At 61.0% G+C, this 20,948-nt stretch carries 18 protein-coding genes and 2 tRNA genes; 9 read left to right on the forward strand and 11 right to left on the reverse strand.

The window, feature by feature from the left end:
* Window positions 1-4: 4 nt before the first annotated feature.
* Both sdhD and sdhC read right to left on the reverse strand, forming a co-directional pair.
* On the reverse strand, window positions 5-352 hold the full coding sequence (gene sdhD / locus KUV45_RS05240) for a succinate dehydrogenase, hydrophobic membrane anchor protein (protein WP_206944437.1): 348 nt from the start codon (window positions 350-352) through the stop codon (window positions 5-7).
* Window positions 346-723 (reverse strand): succinate dehydrogenase, cytochrome b556 subunit, encoded by a 378-nt coding sequence (gene sdhC / locus KUV45_RS05245; protein WP_206944439.1) that lies wholly within the window; start codon window positions 721-723, stop codon window positions 346-348. Before sdhC ends, sdhD begins: the two co-directional genes overlap by 7 nt.
* Window positions 724-1,200: 477 nt before the next feature.
* Here sdhC and gltA point away from each other — a divergent pair, with 477 nt between their 5' ends.
* Complete coding sequence (gene gltA / locus KUV45_RS05250) at window positions 1,201-2,487, forward strand: citrate synthase (protein ID WP_206944441.1); 1,287 nt, start codon at window positions 1,201-1,203, stop codon at window positions 2,485-2,487.
* Window positions 2,488-2,642: 155 nt separating this feature from the next.
* Window positions 2,643-3,536: an NAD(P)-dependent oxidoreductase gene (locus tag KUV45_RS05255; protein ID WP_222164258.1), complete on the forward strand. Its 894-nt coding sequence runs from the start codon at window positions 2,643-2,645 to the stop codon at window positions 3,534-3,536.
* Between the two features lie 500 nt (window positions 3,537-4,036).
* Here the strand turns inward: KUV45_RS05255 and KUV45_RS05260 are convergent.
* From KUV45_RS05260 to gltX, 3 genes are all read right to left on the reverse strand, one after another.
* Window positions 4,037-4,112, reverse strand: a tRNA-Glu gene (locus tag KUV45_RS05260).
* 17 nt (window positions 4,113-4,129) lie between these two features.
* A tRNA-Ala gene (locus KUV45_RS05265) sits at window positions 4,130-4,205 on the reverse strand.
* A gap of 261 nt (window positions 4,206-4,466) precedes the next feature.
* Window positions 4,467-5,954 carry a glutamate--tRNA ligase gene (gene gltX, locus KUV45_RS05270; protein ID WP_222164259.1) on the reverse strand — a complete coding sequence of 496 codons (1,488 nt, stop codon included), beginning with the start codon at window positions 5,952-5,954 and terminating at the stop codon, window positions 4,467-4,469.
* Between the two features lie 269 nt (window positions 5,955-6,223).
* Between gltX and KUV45_RS05275 the strand changes: the two genes are divergently transcribed.
* Both KUV45_RS05275 and KUV45_RS05280 read left to right on the forward strand, forming a co-directional pair.
* On the forward strand, window positions 6,224-6,979 hold the full coding sequence (locus KUV45_RS05275) for an SDR family NAD(P)-dependent oxidoreductase (RefSeq protein WP_222164260.1): 756 nt from the start codon (window positions 6,224-6,226) through the stop codon (window positions 6,977-6,979).
* A gap of 102 nt (window positions 6,980-7,081) precedes the next feature.
* A complete protein-coding gene (locus tag KUV45_RS05280; protein WP_206944449.1) occupies window positions 7,082-7,672 on the forward strand; it encodes a helix-turn-helix domain-containing protein in 591 nt (196 codons plus the stop codon).
* 178 nt (window positions 7,673-7,850) lie between these two features.
* Here KUV45_RS05280 and KUV45_RS05285 read toward each other — a convergent pair whose 3' ends face one another.
* Window positions 7,851-8,474: a hypothetical protein gene (locus KUV45_RS05285; protein ID WP_222164261.1), complete on the reverse strand. Its 624-nt coding sequence runs from the start codon at window positions 8,472-8,474 to the stop codon at window positions 7,851-7,853.
* A 278-nt stretch (window positions 8,475-8,752) separates the two neighbouring features.
* On the opposite strand from KUV45_RS05285, the gene KUV45_RS05290 reads away from it, so the two are divergent.
* The 3 genes from KUV45_RS05290 to KUV45_RS05300 all read left to right on the forward strand — a co-directional run bounded on the left by KUV45_RS05290 (window position 8,753) and on the right by KUV45_RS05300 (window position 15,077).
* Window positions 8,753-11,290, forward strand: coding sequence for a collagen-like triple helix repeat-containing protein (locus KUV45_RS05290; RefSeq protein ID WP_222164262.1), 2,538 nt, complete (start codon window positions 8,753-8,755; stop codon window positions 11,288-11,290).
* Between the two features lie 181 nt (window positions 11,291-11,471).
* Window positions 11,472-13,172, forward strand: a complete 1,701-nt coding sequence (locus KUV45_RS05295; RefSeq protein WP_222164263.1) for a ShlB/FhaC/HecB family hemolysin secretion/activation protein — start codon at window positions 11,472-11,474, stop codon at window positions 13,170-13,172.
* A 423-nt stretch (window positions 13,173-13,595) separates the two neighbouring features.
* The gene (locus KUV45_RS05300; RefSeq protein ID WP_222164264.1) at window positions 13,596-15,077 is read left to right on the forward strand and encodes a YfcC family protein; all 1,482 of its coding nucleotides are present in this window, start codon (window positions 13,596-13,598) and stop codon (window positions 15,075-15,077) included.
* 127 nt (window positions 15,078-15,204) lie between these two features.
* Here the strand turns inward: KUV45_RS05300 and KUV45_RS05305 are convergent, their stop codons facing one another.
* From KUV45_RS05305 to KUV45_RS05315, 3 genes are all read right to left on the reverse strand, one after another.
* Window positions 15,205-15,540 carry a zinc ribbon domain-containing protein YjdM gene (locus tag KUV45_RS05305; protein WP_206944459.1) on the reverse strand — a complete coding sequence of 112 codons (336 nt, stop codon included), beginning with the start codon at window positions 15,538-15,540 and terminating at the stop codon, window positions 15,205-15,207.
* An 80-nt stretch (window positions 15,541-15,620) separates the two neighbouring features.
* Entirely contained in the window at window positions 15,621-16,313 is a 693-nt protein-coding gene (locus tag KUV45_RS05310) for a hypothetical protein (RefSeq protein WP_222164265.1), read from the reverse strand.
* A gap of 97 nt (window positions 16,314-16,410) precedes the next feature.
* Window positions 16,411-16,890, reverse strand: a complete 480-nt coding sequence (locus tag KUV45_RS05315; protein ID WP_206944463.1) for a YbhB/YbcL family Raf kinase inhibitor-like protein — start codon at window positions 16,888-16,890, stop codon at window positions 16,411-16,413.
* A 204-nt stretch (window positions 16,891-17,094) separates the two neighbouring features.
* Here KUV45_RS05315 and KUV45_RS05320 point away from each other — a divergent pair, with 204 nt between their 5' ends.
* Window positions 17,095-17,556, forward strand: coding sequence for a flavodoxin family protein (locus KUV45_RS05320; protein ID WP_222164266.1), 462 nt, complete (start codon window positions 17,095-17,097; stop codon window positions 17,554-17,556).
* Between the two features lie 175 nt (window positions 17,557-17,731).
* Here KUV45_RS05320 and KUV45_RS05325 read toward each other — a convergent pair whose 3' ends face one another.
* Complete coding sequence (locus KUV45_RS05325; protein WP_222164267.1) at window positions 17,732-18,682, reverse strand: DMT family transporter; 951 nt, start codon at window positions 18,680-18,682, stop codon at window positions 17,732-17,734.
* A gap of 107 nt (window positions 18,683-18,789) precedes the next feature.
* Between KUV45_RS05325 and KUV45_RS05330 the strand changes: the two genes are divergently transcribed.
* Window positions 18,790-19,581 carry a helix-turn-helix domain-containing protein gene (locus KUV45_RS05330; protein WP_222164268.1) on the forward strand — a complete coding sequence of 264 codons (792 nt, stop codon included), beginning with the start codon at window positions 18,790-18,792 and terminating at the stop codon, window positions 19,579-19,581.
* A 178-nt stretch (window positions 19,582-19,759) separates the two neighbouring features.
* Here KUV45_RS05330 and fadA read toward each other — a convergent pair whose 3' ends face one another.
* Window positions 19,760-20,938, reverse strand: coding sequence for an acetyl-CoA C-acyltransferase FadA (gene fadA, locus KUV45_RS05335; protein WP_206944471.1), 1,179 nt, complete (start codon window positions 20,936-20,938; stop codon window positions 19,760-19,762).
* Window positions 20,939-20,948 lie beyond the last annotated feature (10 nt).

Here is a 20,948-nt window from a genome sequence, read left to right on the forward strand (position 1 = left end):
GTAATCAGGCTCCCCACAGCACTTGGATGCCCCAGACCAGGAACACGAAGATGGCAATGATGATGACGGACTGGGCGCCGACACGAATGCCGGTCGGCTTGATGTAGTCGGTGGTCACGGTCCACAGACCTACCCAGGCATGGGCGGCGAGAGACACAAAGGCCAACAGCGAGAAGATACGCATCCAGGTCTGTTCGAACAGACCGCTCCAGGTGGCGTAGTCGAGCTGCGGGTGAGCCAGCAGGTAGACCACCAGGAACACCGTATAAAGGGCCATGACCACCGCACTGGCACGCTGGATGATCCAGTCTGACAGACCGCTGCGGCTGAAGCTCGTGATGTTGGTTACCATACCCAGACTCCTGCCAGAATGATCAGAACAACGCTCGCCACGATAGTGATCTGAGCCTTCTTCACTGCGCCTTCAAGAGATACGCCGATGTTGGCGTCCATGATGAAGTGCTTGCAGCCAGCGACGAAGTGGAACGCCAGGGCGGACAACAGGCCCCATGCCACCAGCTTGGCGAAGAAGTTGTGCGCCAGCGCGTCACGCACGGCTTCGAAACCGGCGGGGGAAGACAACGAAGCGTCCAGCGCCCAGAAGCCGAAGATCAATCCGACAAAGAGGATGACGCCGGTGATCCGGTGGGTAATCGACGTCAAGGCGGGAAGGGGGAAGTGGATCGTGGACAGATCCAGATTTACGGGTCGTTTGCTATTCACGGCTCTCTACACACTCTCTTGGCCCACTCTACGACAGACGGGCCAGAGGCCCGAGCGGGCGGTGGTTTTGGGAAGGGCGCTGTCGTGAACCAACCCTCGACAAGTTGGACACGACCTCCTGTTCCTGCCAGTCGCGGCCTGAATTATAGGGACATGCCCCCACCATGACAAATGGCATCGCGTCACAATTTGCTCGCTGCTTCGAAGCAAAATGCAGCAAAGCTGCATAGAAACGCCACCTCGTCAAGATGCTGCGCCGCAAAACGCCCATTTTTGATGCAAAGCATCAAAAACTATACAAACACTGTACTGCTAATTGAGCATAGTACAACAGCAAGGTTTCGATGGGAGAATTGACAATATCCTGAACGCTTCTATAGTGGGCGAACCTTTTTTGCCGGGCGACCCCCTATTCGTCGGCACGTTAGTGAGAAATAACTACGTATCGCTCCATATCGAACACGAAGGAGGCCAGACATGGCTGACAGAAAAGCGACCCTGACGGTGGATGGTCTGGAGAACCCTGTCGAACTTCCCATTCACTCGGGCACTCTGGGCCCAGACGTCATCGACGTCCGCGGCCTCGGTGCAGAAGGCCTCTTTACCTTCGACCCTGGCTTCCTGGCCACCGCCTCCTGCGAATCCGGCATCACTTACATCGATGGCGAGAAAGGCGTTTTGCTGCATCGCGGCTACCCGATCGAGCAGCTGGCCAAGAACTCCAACTTCGTCGAGCTCTGCTACACCCTGCTGTTCGGTGAACTGCCCAACGACGAGCAGTACAAGGATTTCGAGCATCGTGTGCGCAACCACACCATGGTGCACGAGCAGATCGCGAACTTCTTCAAGGGCTTCCGCCGCGACGCCCACCCGATGTCGATTCTGTGTGGCGTGGTCGGCGGCCTGGCGGCCTTCTACCACGACCACCTGGACATCACTCAGACCCAGGACCGCGAGATCAGCGCCATCCGCCTGATCGCCAAGATGCCCACCATCGCGGCCATGTCCTACAAGTACAACATCGGTCAACCGTTCAACTATCCGCGCAACGATCTGAACTACGCAGAGAACTTCCTCTACATGATGTTCAGCAATCCGTGCGAGCCCTACGAGATCAATCCGGTCTACGCCAAGGCGATGGATCGTATCTTCATGCTGCACGCCGACCACGAGCAGAACGCCTCGACGTCGACGGTGCGCCTGGCAGGCTCCACCGGTGCCAACCCGTTCGCCTGCATCAGCGCCGGCATCGCCGCCCTGTGGGGCCCCGCCCATGGCGGCGCCAATGAAGCGGTCCTGAACATGCTCGACGAAATCGGTGACGATTCCGAAGAGAACATTCAGCGCTTCATCGACAAGGCCAAGGACAAGGAAGATCCGTTCAAGCTGATGGGCTTTGGCCACCGCGTCTACCGCAACTTCGACCCCCGCGCCAAGGTCATGAAAGAGACCTGCGACGAAGTCCTGGCGGAACTCGGCAAGGCAGACGATCCCCAGCTCAAGATCGCCAAGCGTCTGGAGCAGATTGCCCTGGAAGACGAATACTTCGTGGAGCGCCAGCTCTACCCGAACGTCGACTTCTACTCTGGCATCATCCTCAAGGCGATGGGCATCCCGACCAACATGTTCACGGTCATCTTCGCCGTGTCTCGTACCATTGGCTGGATTTCCCACTGGCACGAGATGCTCAGCGACAGCTACAAGATCAGCCGTCCTCGCCAGCTCTACACTGGCCACACCCAGCGCGACTACCCGACGAAGTAAGCGTCATCGCTTCGACACTGAGCATCAGCAAGGGCCGCCCACCAGGGCGGCCCTTGTCGTTAATAGGGTTCAAGGATGAATCAGCGGCACCACAAGCGCTATGCTGACCCTTCACGCCTTATCCAACAGCCACAAAATGACGAAGGAGCCTCTTGATGAGCCAGCAGATTTCCACGGTCGCTTTTATCGGCCTTGGCGTCATGGGATACCCCATGGCCGGACACCTTGCCCAGGCAGGGCTGGATGTGCGCGTCTACAACCGCACCTCGGCAAAGGCCCAGCAATGGACCGAGCAGTTCGGCGGCAGTCACCACCCGACCCCGGCAGAAGCCGCCAAGGGGGCGGATCTGGTACTGGTCTGTGTCGGCAATGACAACGATGTCCGCGACGTGGTCACCGGCGCCGATGGCGCCCTGCAAGGACTGGCAGCAGGAGCACTGCTGGTCGACCACACCACCGCCTCGTCCAGCCTCGCCGAAGAGCTCGGCAAGGCCTGCGCAGAGCGTGAGGTGGGCTTCATTGACGCCCCCGTCTCCGGCGGCCAGCAAGGGGCCGAGAAGGGTGCATTGACCATCATGTGCGGCGCACAGGAAGACAGCTTCGAACGTGCCCGCCCCACCCTGCTTCACTATGGAAGAGCCGTGACGCGCATGGGCGACATTGGCGCCGGCCAGTTGACCAAGATGGTCAACCAGATCTGCATTGCCGGCCTTGTCCAGGGCCTCGCCGAGGGCATGCACTTTGCAGAAAAGGCTGGCCTCGACCAACACCGGGTGATCGAGGTCATCAGCCAGGGGGCCGCCGGCTCCTGGCAAATGGAAAACCGGCACGACACGATGATCAAGGATGAATACGATCACGGCTTCGCGGTGGACTGGATGCGCAAGGATCTCGACATCTGCCTGAGCCAGGCGCGCCAACTCGATGCACGACTGCCCGTCACTGCTCTTGTCGATCAATTCTACGCAGAGGTCCAGGCCCTGGGCGGTGGACGCTGGGACACGTCGTCCCTACTGAGACGCCTTAAGGCCACGGATCGCAAAGACTGACTTTTCACATACCAGCAGGGGCAGCAACATCACGCTGCCCCCAGCCTGCCCTCTCGCGACTCCATCTGGAAAGCCAACCTCCTCCCCCTGATACCCCCAGGCTCTCGTTTTCCACACTTTCTGTGGATAACCCTGTTCACAACCTATCGAAACCGCCCCTCAATCGCCATGAAATGGGCCTCGACCTTAAATTGGTCAATTTTTGACCTTAAGTAAGCTGTTGAAATACAAGGAAAAAAATAAAAAACGCGTAACCACGGGCGCTATCCCCGAAGCGAGAGCTGACCGGGGCAGGTTGAGCAGTGGTGGTGGACAAATACCCTTTGCTGTCAAGCCGACAATGACAACAAATGGCAATAATCCACAGGCCAATTTGGCATCAACATCTGTTGACAGATGTAGCTAGGCAGAATGCTACGCAGACCAAGAAACCCTCAGCCTAATGCTTTTGCATTAAGCCAAGTGACAAGGCATATAGATAAGCGGCATCAAAAGAAGAGTGGCGTCCCATAGGGGGTTCGAACCCCTGTTCCCGCCGTGAAAGGGCGGTGTCCTAGACCACTAGACGAATGGGACGCAGCCTGAAACGAGGATGGTGGAGCCTAGCGGGATCGAACCGCTGACCTCGACACTGCCAGTGTCGCGCTCTCCCAGCTGAGCTAAGGCCCCGTCTCGTTAAGACGATGCGTATAGTACTGATTCCACTTGTTTCGGTCAAGCCATCCTGGCAGAAATTTGAAGGCCCGAGCGCCTGTGGCCGTCCTGTCGACGCCGTTGGCTGCTCGCGGAGACTCGGCCACCGCCGACTCAAGGACTCAACGTCAAGAGGGCGCCAGCGACGTTGCGCTGGCGCCCTCTCTTGCTAGCGCTCTTCAGCCTGTTGCCACCGCCCCTTGCAGACGGCGGTGCTAGCTTATCGGCAGCTCACGGCTATTCCGCCGGCAGCTCGCGGTACTCTTTCTCGAAACGCTTGGCCTGCTTCTTCGACACGCCGCCCAGAACACCAATGGCATGGCGCAAGCGGGCTCGGGTCATGTCGGAGCCAATGATCGCCATGGCATCCATGACGGAGGTGCTGGACGAAGAGCCGGTGATCGCGATGAACACGGGAGCCAACAGTGCCTTCATCTTGAGATCAAAGTGAGCCCCCAGGAGCTTGACCTCCTCCAGCAGCGACGCCTTGTCCCAACGGGTCACATTCTCGAAACGCCACACCAGGAACTGCAGCAGCTTGAGCAGGTCTTCCCGCTCGAGCTTGATATCGCTGAAGCTTGCTTCACTGATATTCGGCAGGCCGGAGAAAAAATGGCCCGCCAAGGGCGCGACATCCGACAGGGTATCCACGCGTGTGCGCACCTGAGGGAGAATCTCGGACACGTACTCTTCGTTGAAGGCCCATTTCATCAGCGCTTCGAGAAAGCCACGATCATCCAGGTCTTCACGCAGGTAGACACCGTTGAGCCAGGTCAGCTTTTCAAGGTCGAATACCGGCCCGCCAAGCGACACACGCTGAATATCGAAGTGCTCCATCATCTCGGACAGCGAGAACTTCTCCCGGTCGTCAGGCATGGACCAACCCATGCGACCAAGGTAGTTGGTCACTGCCTGGGGCAGGAAGCCCATGCGACGGTAGTAATTGATGGACGTCGGATTCTTGCGCTTCGACAGCTTGGACTTGTCCGGGTTACGCAGCAGCGGCATATGACAGAGAGACGGCATCTCCCAACCAAAGTACTCATACAGGAGCTGGTGCTTGGGTGCCGAGTTGATCCACTCCTCACCGCGCAGCACATGCGTGATGCCCATCAGGTGATCGTCGACCACGTTGGCCAGGTGGTACGTCGGCATACCGTCCGACTTGAGCAGGATCTGCGCATCGACCTGCGCCCAGTCCACTTCGATCTCACCGCGCAACATGTCCTGCACCACACAGGGGCCACTGGCGGGTACGTTCATGCGCACCACGTAAGGCATGCCCTCACGCTCACGGCGTGCCTGCTCTTCCGGCTCCAACGCCAGATCAGCAGGCTTCAGGGCAAGATGCAGCCCCTCGGCCTTGCGCGCTTCACGCAGTTCATCCAGCTCTTCGCTGGTGCGATAGCACTTGAAAGCATGTCCGGCATCCAGCAACGTCTGCGCGTGCTGGGCATAGATCTCACCACGTTCGCTCTGGCGGTAGGGTCCATGGGGACCGCCCACATCAGGACCTTCATCCCAGTCGAGGCCGAGCCAGCGCAGCGAGTCGAGAATCATCTGCTCCGACTCCGCGGTAGAGCGGACTCGATCCGTATCTTCGATACGCAGGATGAACTCTCCACCGTGCTGGCGAGCAAAGCACAGGTTGAACAAGGCAATGTAGGCAGTACCTACGTGAGGGTCCCCCGTGGGCGACGGGGCGATACGCGTGCGAACAGTCATAACGTCCTGCATCCTGAATAGGTTGAAGCCAAGCTGGTAGCGTGGGCGCATTATACGCACCGTGGACGCAATTGCGCAGGGGCCAGCACCGCTGACCATCGCGCCACTCTATGCAGAGCGCATGGCAGGCTCAGCCTGACGTCGAGTCAACCCAGAGCACGCGCGGTGGCTCGCACAACGGAGCGACGGAACAGCGAAACCAACGGAACGACATAACGAACGTCACGAACGGCCGCCACATACAAACGCAACAACAGAGGAGTGAGATCATGTCGCAGTCATCCCCCAGGTTACCCGAGGACTACTGTGCCATCGTCGTGGGCAGTGGCGGTGGCATTGGTCGTGCGGTGCTGGAGCGGTTGCTGACCGATCAGCGTCTCGGTCGGCTTATCAGTGTCAGTCGTCGACCCACGGATCAGCTGGATCCCCGGCACGAGCCCATCGCCGCCGATATCACCACGGCAGATGGCCGAGAGGCGCTGTCCCAGGCACTGCATGAGCAGGCAGGCGCGGTTCATCTGGTGGTCAATGCCGTCGGCCTGCTGCACGATGATGCTCGCGGCGTCCAGCCCGAGAAACGCCTTGAGGAGCTTGACGAAGCCGCCCTGCTCGCTCTCTACCAGATCAACGCCATTACGCCCGCCCTGCTTTTAAAGACGCTGCTCCCCCATTTCAAAGGCCAGCACCCCGCGACCTTTCTCAGCCTTTCCGCTCGCGTCGGGTCGATCGGCGACAACGGCCTGGGCGGCTGGTACGGATACCGGGCCAGCAAGGCCGCCCACAATATGCTGATGAAGACGGCAGCCATCGAACTCAAGCGTTTAAATCCACAGTCTTGCGTGCTGAGCTTTCATCCAGGCACGACCGACACCGAGCTCTCTCGCCCGTTCCAGGCACGAGTACCTGAAGGCAAGCTGTTCAGTCCCGAGTTCGTTGCCGACGCCATCCTTCAGGTAGTGGAACAGCATGGCCCCGATGACAGTGGAGGCTTCTACGACTGGGCAAATACCTCTATTGACTGGTAGTTATCCCAGCACCCTAGGTATATCGTTGACTCCTGATATTGCATATGGAGACCTTATGAATGAGTATTCTAAGTTCTCTTATTGTGTCGACAGGGTGGTTCCATGGACGCGCTGGGTCCGCGCATCAAGTCTTTACGAATGGCAGCCGGCCTGAACAAGGCAGCACTGGCACGCCAGGTGGGGGTCTCGGACGTTACCATTTCCTATTGGGAGTCCGGCACGATCAAGCAGATTGGACATGAGCGCCTCGTGGCATTGTCCCAGGCGCTCAATTGCCCGCTCAGCCACCTGCTGGAGGGTGAGCCAAGCCGCCCCTCTCCGCTCTATCTACGGTCATCACTACCACTGCCTTGGCAGGAAGTGGCACACAAGGGTATTGACCTTCCGCTGGAGTTGATTCCCGACCAGCGCTGGGACGGCGACTGCCATCTCGTGACACCGGCCCCGCAGGAACACTTCGACTTCCTAGGCCCCCTGGACCTGGCAGCCGTCGCCCCGACGGATATCTTTCGCCAGCCCGGCCTTTACTTGATCGCGGAAGAACAGCAGCTCTATATACGCCGTGTGGCTCAGGACGCCAATGGCCAACTGACCTTCCAGCGCCAAGGACAAACAGCGACCACCCCTTATCACAGCGGCATGCGCCTCAAGGCGAAGCTCGTCGCCGTGTGGAGAAACGACAGCTCGGCGTGATCAACCAAAGAGCGAGCGGCAACGGAGCTGCCCTTGCCGCCGCCCACACGACAACGCTCAACGCCTATTTTGCGTATTCCGCCTTCAACACTCTTCTGCGCCAGATCTTCTCATTCCCCATCATTTGCCACGGCCTTCTAGCGGCTCTCGGCACACAGGCACTGACTGGCCCTCGCGGCTAGCGTTGCTGCTGGACCTCGACATCATCCAAGGTGCGCCGCACCTCCTGCCCCACCAGGAACCGCTCGCTGGTCTCCACCAGCTTGCCCAGGCCATGCTCGGATTCAACCACCAGCGGCCCCGACAGATATCTGCCTCGCTCGCCAATGCTGGCCTTTACCGCCGCTGGCTGAACGTCCGCAGGCGCCGTCGCGAATTCAATTCGATAGTACCCGTCCGGCAGACCGCTGCCAGGCCCATACGGCCCGGCGCTGACAGCGCCATCGGTCACCTGGGTGCGTGACTGCCAACGAACATTGCTGGCCTCGCGCACCACCCGAAGCTGAACCCGCGTACCCGCCGGCAGGTTCGTTGTGGCCGTGACGTACATACGCCGGTCAGACCCTAGCTGACTGTTCAGGGCAACGGCCACCGGCTCGGCAAGACGCTCATCGATGGGAGATGCGTCCTCAGCCTCCTGGGGAGGAGACTCTTGTGGCAATTCCCTTGCCGCCATGGGCTGGCGTGCCTCAGTGGCGCGCTCCTGCTCGGAGGCCACATTGACGCCAGACAACTTGCCGTCGTCGTCACAGGCAACAAGTGCCACGGATATCAGTAACCACCCAATTCGCCATGCGGACATAGCCTTCCCCCTTGTCTACTCCAAAAGACTAACACGCGAGTGCAGGGGTGTACCTGTTAAGCGTCAGCGCAACTTTAACCAAAACACTAGCTCACCAATTACTTACATTTCTTAATGCATTAATACCAATTAAAACCCACAAAAGCTTAGTAAAAAGGAACTATGCAGTAAGAAGCATCTAATCTAAACCATAACAACAACAGGATGTGACGCTTGTAAAAAGCGCCAACCCGATGACCCCAATAAGCACTACTGCGGCATAGGCGAGGTACCGACCGATGACTCTACAAAAGAAACTTCTTGTGATCGCACTGGCCAGTGCCATGGCGACCCTGACCGCCTGCTCTGGCGACTCCAGCAGCTCTCGCACGCTGGCAAGCAATAGCCAGGATCCCATCACCAGCGGCGATGTTGACGACCCTGCCACCAGCGATGGCGGTGATGATCGCAGCGGCCGAGATGACATGGATAACGGCGGCGGCGATGGAAGCGGCGGCGGCGATGGAAGCGGCGGCGGCGATGGAAACGGCGGCGGTGACGGAAACGGCGGCGGCGATGGAAACGGCGGCGGCGATGGAGACGGCGGCGGCGATGGAGACGGCGGCGGCGATGGAGACGGTGGCGATGGTATTGCCCGCAGCTCGCTGGAAAACATTAGCATCGAAACAGCCGACGTGGCGGGCGGTATCGACAAGACCCTTACCGATATCGGCACAGGTATCTCCCAACAGCAGGCCGTTCCTCAGCTTTCAAGCGTCACACAGCCGGCTGGCATCATCGTCAGCGAGGGCGGGGACGTGGTCGGGGATGTCTCGACCGGCCTTCGCACCGGGCTTGGCGATATCAGTAACAATGACAACTATATTGGCACCACCGCTGCCGGCATCACCAATGGTGCCGGCGAAGCGGGCCAGATGGTGTCGGCCACCGGAGCCACGGTGGAAGCCCTCGCCACCCTCCCGGTCGTCATGGAATTGAACGCTAGAACAGGTCTCGTCACCAAGCTTGGCACCACTGTCCAGGGACTCGGCGGGAAGGTAGAGCGGGTCGGAGATGCCCTCAGCGTCAACCTGGAGGACTCGGACCAGGTGCTGGGTGGGCTCACGACCAAGCTCAGCACGAGTCTGCGCCCAGTGCTGCTGGGAACCGATGGCAAGGTGACCCGCGTGGCCCAGGCGCTGGTACTGCCCGCCCAGGCTGGCAACCTTTTGCTGCGCAGCGGCGAAACCTTGGGCGAACTCGGTCAGCGAATCGGGCAGCGTTACACCTTGCTGGGCGGGGCAGGTAACAGCGTCACCGGCACCGGTGGGATCGTCATCGCCACAGGGGAACTGCTCGGTGGAGGCAGTGCCAACGATGGTAGCGGCCTGGGTGACCTGCTTACTGGCGACACCACGGCACCCAACGATGGTCGAACTGACCTTGAGCGCACTGTGGCCGGTGCAGGCCAGGCCGGTACTGGCGTCGGCAACGCCGTGACTTCCCTGGGTAACGGCATCTCTCAGCAGAGCCTCGGCGGTCAGGGTGAATTCATTACCGATGGCCTGGGCAATGTCGTGATCAACTCGGGCGAGGCCGTATCGGGGGTCACTGGTGGCCTCAGCAACGGTGTCGGCAATATTTCCAACAACCCCAATGCCTTGGGTACCAGCCTGGCGGGAGGTGGCGTCGCGGTATCTGAGACCGGAGAAGTGGTCTCAAGTCTCGGTGCCACCGTGGGCGATCTGCGCCAGCTCCCGCTGGTCATGCAGCTGGACAACCGCACCGGCGCCATTTCTCAACTGGGCAGCAGCCTGGCGCAACTGGGAGGTGGCGTGACCCAGGCCGGCAACGCCCTGGCCCTGAGCTTCAATGATCAGACATCCCACCTTGGTGGACTGACCAGTGAAATCACCGCCGTTGTTCGCCCTGTGGTGATCCATACCGACAGCGGAGTGACGCAGCTCAGTCAGGCGCTGGTGGTCGGGCCTGAAGCCGGCAACTTGCTGATTCGTGCGGGAGTGGCCGTGGATGGACTGGGTGGACGCATCGGCGGCAATGGGGCACTCGCCTCAGGTCTTGGCAGCACGGTCAGCGGTGTCGGAGGCGTTGTCGCCAACACCGGCCGACTGCTGGGAGGTGACGAAGCGCGCCTTATCGCAAGCCTTGATGGGCAAGGCCTCAGCAAGCTCGAGTCTGCTGGCCTGCTGGGTGACGGCGCACTGCTCTCGGGACTTGGCGGTAGCCAGGACGGCAATAGCCTCACCGGCGGCCTGGACAGTCAGCTGGGAGGAGACAGTAACCTGATCGCTGGCCTCAACGACAGCCTTGGCGGCAATCTGACCCAAGGCTTGAACGGAGCTCTGGGAGGCGATAGCTCAGGTGGCCTCACCTCCGGACTGGGCTCGACCCTGGGTGGCGGCGACAGCGGTGGCGGCCTGGTCTCCGGCGTCAACGACACCTTGTCCAACACCCTGGGAGGCGGTAGCAGCGGTGGCGGCCTGGTCTCCGGCGTCAATGACACCCTGTCCAACACCCTGGGAGGCGGTAGCAGCGGTGGCGGCCTGGTCTCCGGCGTCAATGACACCCTGTCCAACACCCTGGGAGGCGATAGCAGCGGTGGCGGTGGCACAGGCGTCACGTCAGGTATCAGCAACGCCCTGGTGGGTTCAGAGGGTGATGGTGGCCTGGTCGGCGGCACCCTGGATACCGTCGGCGGCGTCACCGATAAGCTGACGGGAGGGCTTACCGGCAGCGAGGGCTCCGGCTCTGAAGGGGGGGCCAAGACAGGTGGCCTGACCGGCATCGTGGGAGGTCTGCTTGGCGGCAACAAATAAGCTGCGGCTGAGATGATCTGAAGGCCCGGCACCCTGACGGGTGTCGGGCCTTTGTTCTCTCTGCCTTCTCTTTGTGCTCGGCTTTGTGTACGGCCTAGACCCATAACGATAAACGAGGCCTCGCCTGCTGCGACGCGCCTTGAGCGCCATACCCCACTGGGAACGACAAGGATATCAACGAATGCGCAGGACTTTTTCTCCTCTGGCAGCCACTGGCTGTCTTCTCCTGGCGTCTGCGGCCATGGCCCAGGAAACTCTGGACACCGTCGACGATATCATCGAGAACCAGCGACTCCTTCCCCCCGAGCGTGATGTGCAGACCGAAGTGGATCTGCCCGATGACGCCAACCCAGGCGTCCCTGACAGTGTCACAGTACGCCATGTGCGCTTTATCGGTGACAGCGTGCTCGACCTGAGTGCGCTATCCAGCGGACTACAGGCCATGGTCGGGCAGACGGTATCCCGCGAGGCCGTGGAGGCCGAGGTCAAGACCATCACCGACGCCTACCAGTCCTCGGGTTACCCCTTGTCATTCGCCTACCTGCCGACCAACAACTTTATCGACGGCAATGTGCGTATCGTGCTGGTGGAGGGGCACATCGCACGTACCGAAATCGTCGTAGACGACGACCCCGTGGCCCGCCGCGTCGAGCGACTGGTCATGCCGTTGCTGGATGAGCGCCCCCTGACACGGGCAACCTTCGAGCGCGTCAGCGGCCTGATCGAGCAAATCCCCGGCGCCAGCTTGACCCTCAAGGCCCCTGTCCCGCGCACCCCCAATGGCGCCACCACCCTGCGAGTGGAAGAACGCCGCATCGACCATTTCGACTATGCCGGCAGTGTTAGCGGGGGGGATGAGGAAGACGCCGTGTTCATCAACCGGGTGTCGACACAAAGTCTCACCTCCTGGGGGGAGAGCCTGGGCTTTTCCTGGCTATGGCCCATCGACAATGACAATGAACTGTACGCGCTGGACTTCCGCACCGGCATTGGCAGCGATGGCCTGACACTATCGGCGTCTGCCGACACCTACCGCGGCAGCGATGATGAAGATCTTATCTACCTGCTCAACGGACAGCGCTTCGACCTCAGCCAGGATCAGGACACCGATCGCGAGCGCTATCGCCTGGGTCTGTCCTATCCGGTGCTGCTGACACGTTCTTCAAGCCTGACGCTGGGGGGCGCCCTGCGCCATCACGACGAAACCAAGACCACGACCCTACGCTTCGAGGATCGCACGCTCAACCAGCTGGTCGATGACTATGAATATTCCGCAGCGGACCTGGACCTGAGCTATCGCACCCAAGCCAACCGGTCACTGTGGCAGGCCTCGGCGGCCGTCCGTCAGGGTGTCGACCTGGGCGGCAACGAACAGCGGAGCCGTTTGAGTGGCACTCCTCTGGAGACCACCAGCGACCTTCACTTCACCCGCTGGCAGCTGGAGACTCAGTACCGACACCTGTTAGGAGAGCGCTGGCGGCTGACCGCGGCTGCCAACGGCTTCTACTCCGACGACGAGCTGCCCGGACCCGAGCGCGGCAACTACGGTGGCCAGCGTTTCGGGCGCGGCTACGATGCGGGTCAAGCCGAAGGGGACTATGGCTACGCGGGCTCACTCGAGCTGCGCTACCTGCATACGCTCGATAGTGACTGGCTCAGTAACGTGGAGCCCTTCCTGGTCGTCGACGGTGCACGCACCGAGTTCCAGAACCGTGATGTGGATAGCCATCTGGCATCTGCCGCGGCGGGCGTTCGGCTAGCCAAAGGACGATGGTACGGACTGACGCTGGAGTACGCAGAGCCCATCGGCGACCGCGACCCGGACACCGACAGCCGTGACGGGCGTATCAATGCTCGGCTGGTGTGGAACTTCGAAGGCTAAGCGACTCGAGGTATCCACCGCCGACGGCATTCTTCGCTGAAGGCAGCACGGCCAGGACCCCAGACCCTGGCCGTTTTCATGTCCGCCCCGCCGCTTCACGCCACAGACGGCCATCAACCCTGCATCGATCTTCCCCCTTGTTCTGCGACGAGGTCGTCGCGCGACGGCTACTGCAGAATGCCCTCGCCCCATTCCTTGAGCCAGGCCAGCATAATTCCCGCTCCATCACCGCAGATCGTCCCGCTCCTTGCAGCGGGTCAAGACTTGCACCGAGGACCGCCCAACTGGCGGCTTGACCCTCGTAGACTCGAACGGTGGGCGCCACTCTCTCGGCGCCTGCTGGAGCACACCAAACACAACAGAGCCCACTCCATGACCTGATGATCCGGCCCATGAACCGACTACTGAACCGAGGAACACGAGATGGAAACGCAATCGATCTCTTCCCGTAAACGCAGCCGCCTACGTATGCCGACGGTGTACACCCTGCTGTTCCTGATCACCATCATGGTCGCCCTGCTGACGTGGGTGATGCCCGCCGGCAAGTACGACTATCGCGTCGAAGGCACCGATACCGTCATCCCCGCCACCGAAGTCCTCGACTACGAAGGCGATGAGCGCCTGCTGCCGATTCCTGGCACCTATCAAGTACTGGAAAGCTCGCCCCAGGGGCCCATGGACGTCTTGATTGCCCCCATCAAGGGGTTTCACAAGGCCGTTGATGTCGCCTTGTTTGTCCTGGTGATTGGAGGTTTTCTGGCGGTCACCATGCACTCGGGCGCCCTCGATGCAGGGATCGGCGCGGTGGTGGCCCGCTTCCAGGGAAGGGAACACTTTTTGATCCCGGTCTTGATGATCCTGTTTGCACTGGGGGGCTCCACCTACGGCATGGCGGAAGAGACCGTCGCCTTCTGGGCCATTATCCTGCCGGTCATCACCGCCGCGGGTTACGACCGTATGGTGGCGGCAGGTATCGTTCTGCTCGGCTCAGGCACTGGGGTACTCGCCTCCACCGTCAATCCCTTCGCCACCGGTATCGCCTCGGGATTTGCGGGACTGCCGATCGGCGCCGGTATTACCCTCCGACTGGTCCAGTTCGTGATTCTGGTATCACTGGCCATCTGGTTCGTGATGCGCTACGCCGCCCGCGTCAAGCGCGACCCGCAGCGCTCCGTCCTGGCTGACCTGAGTGCAACACCAGCAAGCGCCAGCGCCCCCGTCACCAGCGGTGCCTACACCCTGCGCCATAAGCTGACCATGACGGTCTTCTTCCTGACATTTGGCATCATGGTGTACGGCGTAGTGCCCTGGGAAGACATGGGGATCACCCTGTTCCCGACCCTGTGGTGGTGGTTCGACGAGCTGTCTACCCTGTTCTTGACCTCTGCGATCCTGATCGCGGTCATCAATCGGCAGCCAGAATCCAGCTTCATTGCCAGCTTCCTGGATGGCGCTCGGGACCTGATCGGGGTTGCCCTGGTCGTGGCGGTGGCGAGGGGAATCTATGTCGTGATGGACAATGGCGTGATCATCGACACCATCCTCAACTGGGCGGAAGGTGCGGTGCAGGGACTATCGACCGGCATGTTCGTCGTCGTCTCCTACGTGGTCCATATCGTGCTCAGCTTCTTCATCCCGTCAACGTCGGGCCTTGCTACCGTTTCGATGCCACTGATGTCACCTCTGGCAGACTTCTCCGGCGTCGAGCGCGAGCTGGTAGTCACTGCCTTCCAATCCGCCAGCGGTTGGATCAACATGTTTGCTCCGACGGCGGCCCACCTGGTGGCGGGCCTGGCGCTGGCGAAGATTCCCTACGAGCGCTTCGTCAAGTGGGCCATGCCCTTCATCCTGCTGACCTTCGGCGTCAGCGCGGTGACCCTGTTCGTCGGCGCCAGTCTGGTCTGAACACGGCGACGCGCACACACGACTCAGGCGCCGATAACCGTCACCGTCCACCCATCTGCCTCATCCAGCCCCAGCGCTCCTTGCGAGCGCTGGCGGCGTTGCCGAGACCCTGCCAGCTTCCGCCAACTCACGCCTTCTTGACGTACATCGACTTGAGCTTCATGGCACCGAACCCATCGATCTTGCAGTCAATATCGTGATCTCCGTCGACCAGGCGAATGTTCTTCACCTTGGTACCGACCTTGACCACCGACGACGATCCCTTGACTTTGAGATCCTTGATCACGGTGACGGTATCGCCATCGTTGAGCGGGTTTCCGTGGGCATCGCGAATACCAGGTTCTGCGTCGCTCTCTGCGGTCTCCAGGGACCACTCATGACCGCACTCGGGGCAGATCAGCGAAGGGCCGTCCTGATAGGTATAAGGTGACTGACAGGCGGGACAGGCGGGCAAATCGCTCATGACGCTCTCTCTCATTGAAGGAAGGCGCTGACGGTACTCCCCCACCGCGCGAAAAGCCAGTCACCCGCCTGGCCAGGTCATCAGTCGCCTTGCTCCCTTTCCGGCTCTTCACCCTCGCCCTGGGCCTGACGCTCGTGAATCCGCTTGATATCGCGCTTGAGCTCCCTGCGCTGCCTGCGGGTGCTGAACTGCAGGGTGTCCCAGGTCTCTGGCACCAGCGTGCAGCTATCGTCGGCCTGGTGAAAGACAAAGCGGCGCTCGGCGCCAATCGGCAGGTTTTCCGAGCAATAGGTGCCAATCACCCGAACACACATCGCCTTGAGCACCAGGTCACCCTTCGTTCCCTCTTTGTCGTCCAGACCAGCGATATCGATGATCCGCTGCTTCAAGGCGTTGAAGGAACCGATATGGACGAAACCACCGCTGTCCAGCGGTCCCTGATGGGTGCAGCGACCGTCTGGCGTTCGCTCTTGGTCACTGTGGTCGTCTTCCAGATCCGCCTCATGGTCGCTGACGTCCAGGGTCCAGTCGCCCTTGGAGGTCTCCAAGGTCATCATGATGTGCTGAAGATAGATAGGTTCGGCACTCATGTTGCTGATGACACAGAGAGCATCGAGGTTCTTGCGCTTGCCGCGGTTGATGATCAAGCGCGGACGGCGCTGACGGCGAAAGCCGAAGTACAGCAGCTGAGCATAGATCAGCCAGATGAGAAAGGAGCCCACGCTTGCCAGCGTCTGCAGAATGTCCTTGTGGGCTGAAATCCAATCGAACATGAGCGTCATCCTTGATCACTCGCCATGCGGCCGAAACGGCACACATGCGTTGAGGAAGTAAAAAAGCCCGCCCTGGAGGCGGGCTGTCAGCCTGTTCTCAGGCCTCGCGCTGATAGGTGCCCACCAGGCGATTGATACCCAACAGGTGCGGTTCGACCTGTTCGAGCAACTCGCTCATGCTGAGACCTTCGGGCAACTGGGTCGCGGTATCCAGCGCCAGCACCCAGAAGTAGTACCGATGCAGCCCATGGCCCTCGGGCGGCAGGGGTCCGTTGTAGCCGAGATTACCCGCATCATTGCTCCCCTGAGTCCCCTGCTGGGTGCCTTCCTCAAGGGACGTCAGCGACGCAGGCAGGTTATACAGTACCCAATGCACAAAACCGTAGCTGCCATGTTGCACCAGCGGCGCATCCGGGTCGTGACAGATGACCGCAATCCCTTTAGTACCTTCTGGCAGGTATTGCCAGGCCAGCGCCGGTGAAATGTCCTCGCCTTCCTGGGTATGACGTGCGGGAATACCAGCGTCATTGTCGAAAGCCGGGCTAGTGACGCTTAATGAAGATAGCGCGAAAGGCATGGGGGTTTCCTCCCTGGAACGGTGGTCTTTGGTGCATCAAGTGAGCTCTTGGGCACAAGCCAATAGCCAGCCCAAGGCGCCACATGCACCTTAATCACCCTTCCTAGGGTCGACAAGCCGCCACCCGCTGTCAAACGCGCATGTTATTGACACGAAGAACCCTTCACTGTCGCCATTGCCCACATGACCATTGCGGAGCCATGCATGAAACGTCTGTTGGTCGTCGCCCACGCGCCCTCCCCCAATACCCTGAGACTGCGGGAGGCCACTTGCCGCGCCAGCTGCCACCCGGATATCGAGAACGTGGACATCGTGGTGCTCGGCCCCCTGGAGGCAGGCCCCGAGGACGTGCGACAGGCAGATGCCATCCTGCTTGGCACCACCGAAAACCTCGGATACATGAGTGGCGCCCTGAAGGATTTCTTTGATCGCAGCTATTACCCTCTGCTGGATCACACTCAAGGCCTTCCCTGCGCCCTGTATATCCGCGCCGGCCATGACGGCACCGGCACCATGCGAGCGGTCGAGTCGATTGTCAGCGGACTGCGCTGGCGCTGGGTTCAGCCCCCGCTGATATTGAAGGGCGCATGGCAGGACGACTTCGTCGACCAGGTGGAAACGCTATCCCAGGCCATGGCCGCTGGACTGGACGCGGGTATTCTCTGACACCGTCGTCTGCTGGGCACGACGTATGAGACAGACGCGTCCTTGGAGAAAGACGCGCCCTGGGGGAAAGACGCGCCCTGGGGGAAAGACGCGCCCTGGGGGAAAGACGCGCCCTGGGGGAAAGACGCGCCCTGGAGGAAAAGCGCGCCTATGCCTGTGAAAGTTGTCCTGCTGCCTACTTACCGAACATCGCCGCTTGCCTGCGGCGGGAGGCGAGCCACTGACGGATCCACCCTTCACCGCTGACCAGGGTGATCCCCGCCACCACCATGACCGCACCGATCATAAAACCAGGCTCTATGGGTTCGTCCAGCAGCCAGGCGCCGAACCCGACCCCAAACAGCGGGGTCAGAAATGACAGCACTCCAATCCTCGACGCCTGGTAGTGTCGGATCAGCCAAAACCAGACCAGGAACCCGGCAAAGGAAACGATCACAGACTGGAAGGCAAGGCTGGTCAACGCCAGAGGCGTAGGATCAATCGCCAGCTGTCCCAGCACCGCGGCGCTGGCCAACAGCACCACGAACGCAGCCACCAACTGGTACATCAAGGTCTGCTCTGGCGACAGCGAGGACAGTCGCGTGGTACGCACCAGCACCGTCGTGGCGCCCCACGCCACGCCGGCCAGCAATGCCAGCAGATCGCCCCACAGCGATGCTTGCCCAGCGGCCTCCACATCGCCCCCCGCAGGCAGCAGAAAGGCCACTCCTATGCCCACAAACGCCAGGCTGATCCCCAGCCACTGCATCGCTGCCATGCGCTCGTCGCGGACTAGAAAATGCAGCAATAGCGCAGTGAAGATGGGAGCGGTGTAGAGAAACACCACCGCATGGGAGGCGGTGGTAAAACGCAGCGCTTCTCCCAGCAGCACGTACTCCAGTGAGAACAAGCCGCCCACGATCAGACCTGGCTTCCAGCTTCCATCCCCCAGAGACATCCGCTGTCCCCGCGCCAGCATGTAGCAGGCAATCAGCGCGGCCCCCAGGCCAGAGCGCAGGGCGATCTGTAAAACCGGTGAAATATCGTCGCCGGTCGCCTTCAGGGCAACCTGCTGCATACCCAGCGTCAGGCAAAAGACCAGCATCAGGCCCACGGCGTGTGCGTCTAGCGTCCTACGATCCCCCATGACCTTCTCCCATCGCTACTGTCGGCCATGAAGTATGCGATTGTCGCATTCACCGCATATAGCTAAGATCAGACAAGCCATGCCTTCCCTCGGACAGGGTGCCGATCATGCCCCACACACCCAAGCATTTGCTGTTTCCGCCCTTTCACGATGCGCTGCCCGCGCCGGTCGTCTTTCGTACCGGCTATATGCCAGCAGATGCCGCCTATCCCCGTCATCGCCACAGCTGGAGAGAGTTCGTCTATTCCTACAGCGGGGTGGTCCAGGTCGATGTGGGGCAAAGGCGCTATCTGACACCGTCGCACTACGGGTTGTGGCTACCCCCCGGGGTAGAGCACCAGGGCCTTAATCGTCAGGCCGCCTGTCATTGTTCGCTGTACATCGCCGCGCATCAGGCCAGTGCACTACCTGATATCACCTGTGCATTGACCGTTGGGCCCTTGACCCGGGCCTTGCTCGAACATCTTCGCCACCACCCCGCAGAAGCGCCCTACCCCGACGACCTGACGCGCCTGCTCGACGTGCTGGTGGACCAGTTGGCGGTCGCCGAATGCGCGGGAAGCTACCTCCCTACCTCCGCAGACCCTCAACTGCGCCGAGCCCTGCAACGGCTTGAGGACGATCCGACCGCCACTGCCAGCGTGGGAGAGCTGGCCAAGGCGGTGCACGTCACCGAGCGTACCCTGCTGCGCCGCGCTCAGCGCGACCTGGGGATGACGCTTACCGAATGGCGCCAGCGCCTCAAGGTCGTCAAGGCCATGCCGATGCTCGAATCCGGTGCCAAGGTCGAGGCCATCGCCATGGACCTTGGCTATGCCAGCGCGTCTGCCTTTATTGCCATGTTCCGGCGGCTGACAGGACAGACACCGGACGAATACCGGCGTGGGCAGGAGCGATAGCACCTCAGCACGGACAGCACAGCCTTCGCCCAGGAGCACTCGGCGACAGCGCGACAGCTCCCGGCAGCAACATCGTTCGGCCTGGTGTTGGGTGCACAAAAAACGCCGGCGCTGCTAGGCAGCGCCGGCGAGATCAGAACAACGGCTCAAGGCCGACTTGGCGAATTACTTCAAGGGATCAATTCAGGCGTTCGAACACGGTAGCAACGCCCTGGCCCATGCCGATGCACATGGTCGCAAGGCCAAGGCGCGTGTCCTGGCGCCGCATGACCGTGAGCAGGCTGTTGCTGATTCGGGTCCCGGAGCAGCCCAGCGGGTGCCCCAGGGCGATGGCCCCTCCGTGCAGGTTGACCTTCTCGTCCATCACGTCGAGCAGCCCCAGATCCTTGAGCACCGGCAGCGCCTGGGCAGCGAAAGCCTCGTTGAGCTCCACGGTCTCAATGTCATCGATCGTAAGACCCGCCGCCTTCAAGGCTTTCTGAGAGGCAGGAACCGGTCCATAGCCCATGATGGAGGCATCACAGCCGGACACCCCGGTCGACAGCACGCGAGCGATCGGCGTGAGGCCGAGAGCCTGGGCGCGCTCGTAGCTCATCACGACCATCCCGCTCGCCCCAACGGAAAGCGCTGAGGATGTGCCCGCCGTGACGGTACCGCCACGAGGATCAAACACCGGTCGGAGTCCTGCCATGCTCTCCAGGTTGGCTTCCGGGCGAATGACCTCGTCGCGCTGGACCAGGATCCGGCGCCCGTCGGCATCATGCCCCTCGACACCGATGATCTCGCTATCAAAGGCGCCGCTCTGCTGCGCCTCATAGGCGCGCTGGTGAGAGCGCACGCCGAAGTTGTCCTGCTGCTCACGGGAAATGCTATGTAGCTTGCCAAGCAGCTCGGCGGTCATGCCCATCATCATGGCCGCCTTGGCGGCATGCTTGCTGGCGCTGGGATTGACGTCGACACCGTAGGTCAGCGGGATATGCTCCATGTGCTCTACCCCACCCACCAGGTAGACGTCGCCCATTCCGGCCTTGATATTGGCGGTCGCGATATGCAGGGCACTCATGGAGGAGCCGCACAGCCGGTTGACCGTCTGGGCCGGCACACTGCGCGGCATGGCGGTCATGATCTGGGCGTTACGGGCGACGTTGAAGCCTTGCTCCAGGGTCTGGTTGACGCAGCCCCAGATGACATCATCCACCTCGGCAGGGTCAAGCTGCGGCACTCGCTGCAGCAGAGCGTTCATCACTGCCGCAGACAGGTCCTCGGCACGCACGTGGCGAAAGCCACCGTTCTTGGCCTTGGCCATGGCGGTACGGGCACCATCGACCACCACGACGTCTCTCGGGTTCAAGCTCATCTGTCTTCTC

Source organism: Halomonas sp. DP3Y7-2 (genome assembly GCF_019800795.1).
Taxonomy (GTDB): Bacteria; Pseudomonadota; Gammaproteobacteria; order Pseudomonadales; family Halomonadaceae; genus Halomonas; species Halomonas litopenaei_A.

What these genes read in the sequence shown, in the direction of transcription:
- KUV45_RS05315 (WP_206944463.1), bottom strand. Translation starts at nt 16,890, where the DNA reads ATGCCTTTCGCGCTATCTTCATTAAGCGTCACTAGCCCGGCTTTCGAC.
- gltA (WP_206944441.1), top strand. Translation starts at nt 1,201, where the DNA reads ATGGCTGACAGAAAAGCGACCCTGACGGTGGATGGTCTGGAGAACCCT.
- KUV45_RS05330 (WP_222164268.1), top strand. Translation starts at nt 18,790, where the DNA reads ATGCCCCACACACCCAAGCATTTGCTGTTTCCGCCCTTTCACGATGCG.
- KUV45_RS05255 (WP_222164258.1), top strand. Translation starts at nt 2,643, where the DNA reads ATGAGCCAGCAGATTTCCACGGTCGCTTTTATCGGCCTTGGCGTCATG.
- gltX (WP_222164259.1), bottom strand. Translation starts at nt 5,954, where the DNA reads ATGACTGTTCGCACGCGTATCGCCCCGTCGCCCACGGGGGACCCTCAC.
- KUV45_RS05275 (WP_222164260.1), top strand. Translation starts at nt 6,224, where the DNA reads ATGTCGCAGTCATCCCCCAGGTTACCCGAGGACTACTGTGCCATCGTC.
- KUV45_RS05290 (WP_222164262.1), top strand. Translation starts at nt 8,753, where the DNA reads ATGACTCTACAAAAGAAACTTCTTGTGATCGCACTGGCCAGTGCCATG.
- KUV45_RS05320 (WP_222164266.1), top strand. Translation starts at nt 17,095, where the DNA reads ATGAAACGTCTGTTGGTCGTCGCCCACGCGCCCTCCCCCAATACCCTG.
- fadA (WP_206944471.1), bottom strand. Translation starts at nt 20,938, where the DNA reads ATGAGCTTGAACCCGAGAGACGTCGTGGTGGTCGATGGTGCCCGTACC.
- KUV45_RS05325 (WP_222164267.1), bottom strand. Translation starts at nt 18,682, where the DNA reads ATGGGGGATCGTAGGACGCTAGACGCACACGCCGTGGGCCTGATGCTG.
- KUV45_RS05285 (WP_222164261.1), bottom strand. Translation starts at nt 8,474, where the DNA reads ATGTCCGCATGGCGAATTGGGTGGTTACTGATATCCGTGGCACTTGTT.
- sdhD (WP_206944437.1), bottom strand. Translation starts at nt 352, where the DNA reads ATGGTAACCAACATCACGAGCTTCAGCCGCAGCGGTCTGTCAGACTGG.
- KUV45_RS05280 (WP_206944449.1), top strand. Translation starts at nt 7,082, where the DNA reads ATGGACGCGCTGGGTCCGCGCATCAAGTCTTTACGAATGGCAGCCGGC.
- KUV45_RS05310 (WP_222164265.1), bottom strand. Translation starts at nt 16,313, where the DNA reads ATGTTCGATTGGATTTCAGCCCACAAGGACATTCTGCAGACGCTGGCA.
- KUV45_RS05295 (WP_222164263.1), top strand. Translation starts at nt 11,472, where the DNA reads ATGCGCAGGACTTTTTCTCCTCTGGCAGCCACTGGCTGTCTTCTCCTG.
- KUV45_RS05305 (WP_206944459.1), bottom strand. Translation starts at nt 15,540, where the DNA reads ATGAGCGATTTGCCCGCCTGTCCCGCCTGTCAGTCACCTTATACCTAT.
- KUV45_RS05300 (WP_222164264.1), top strand. Translation starts at nt 13,596, where the DNA reads ATGGAAACGCAATCGATCTCTTCCCGTAAACGCAGCCGCCTACGTATG.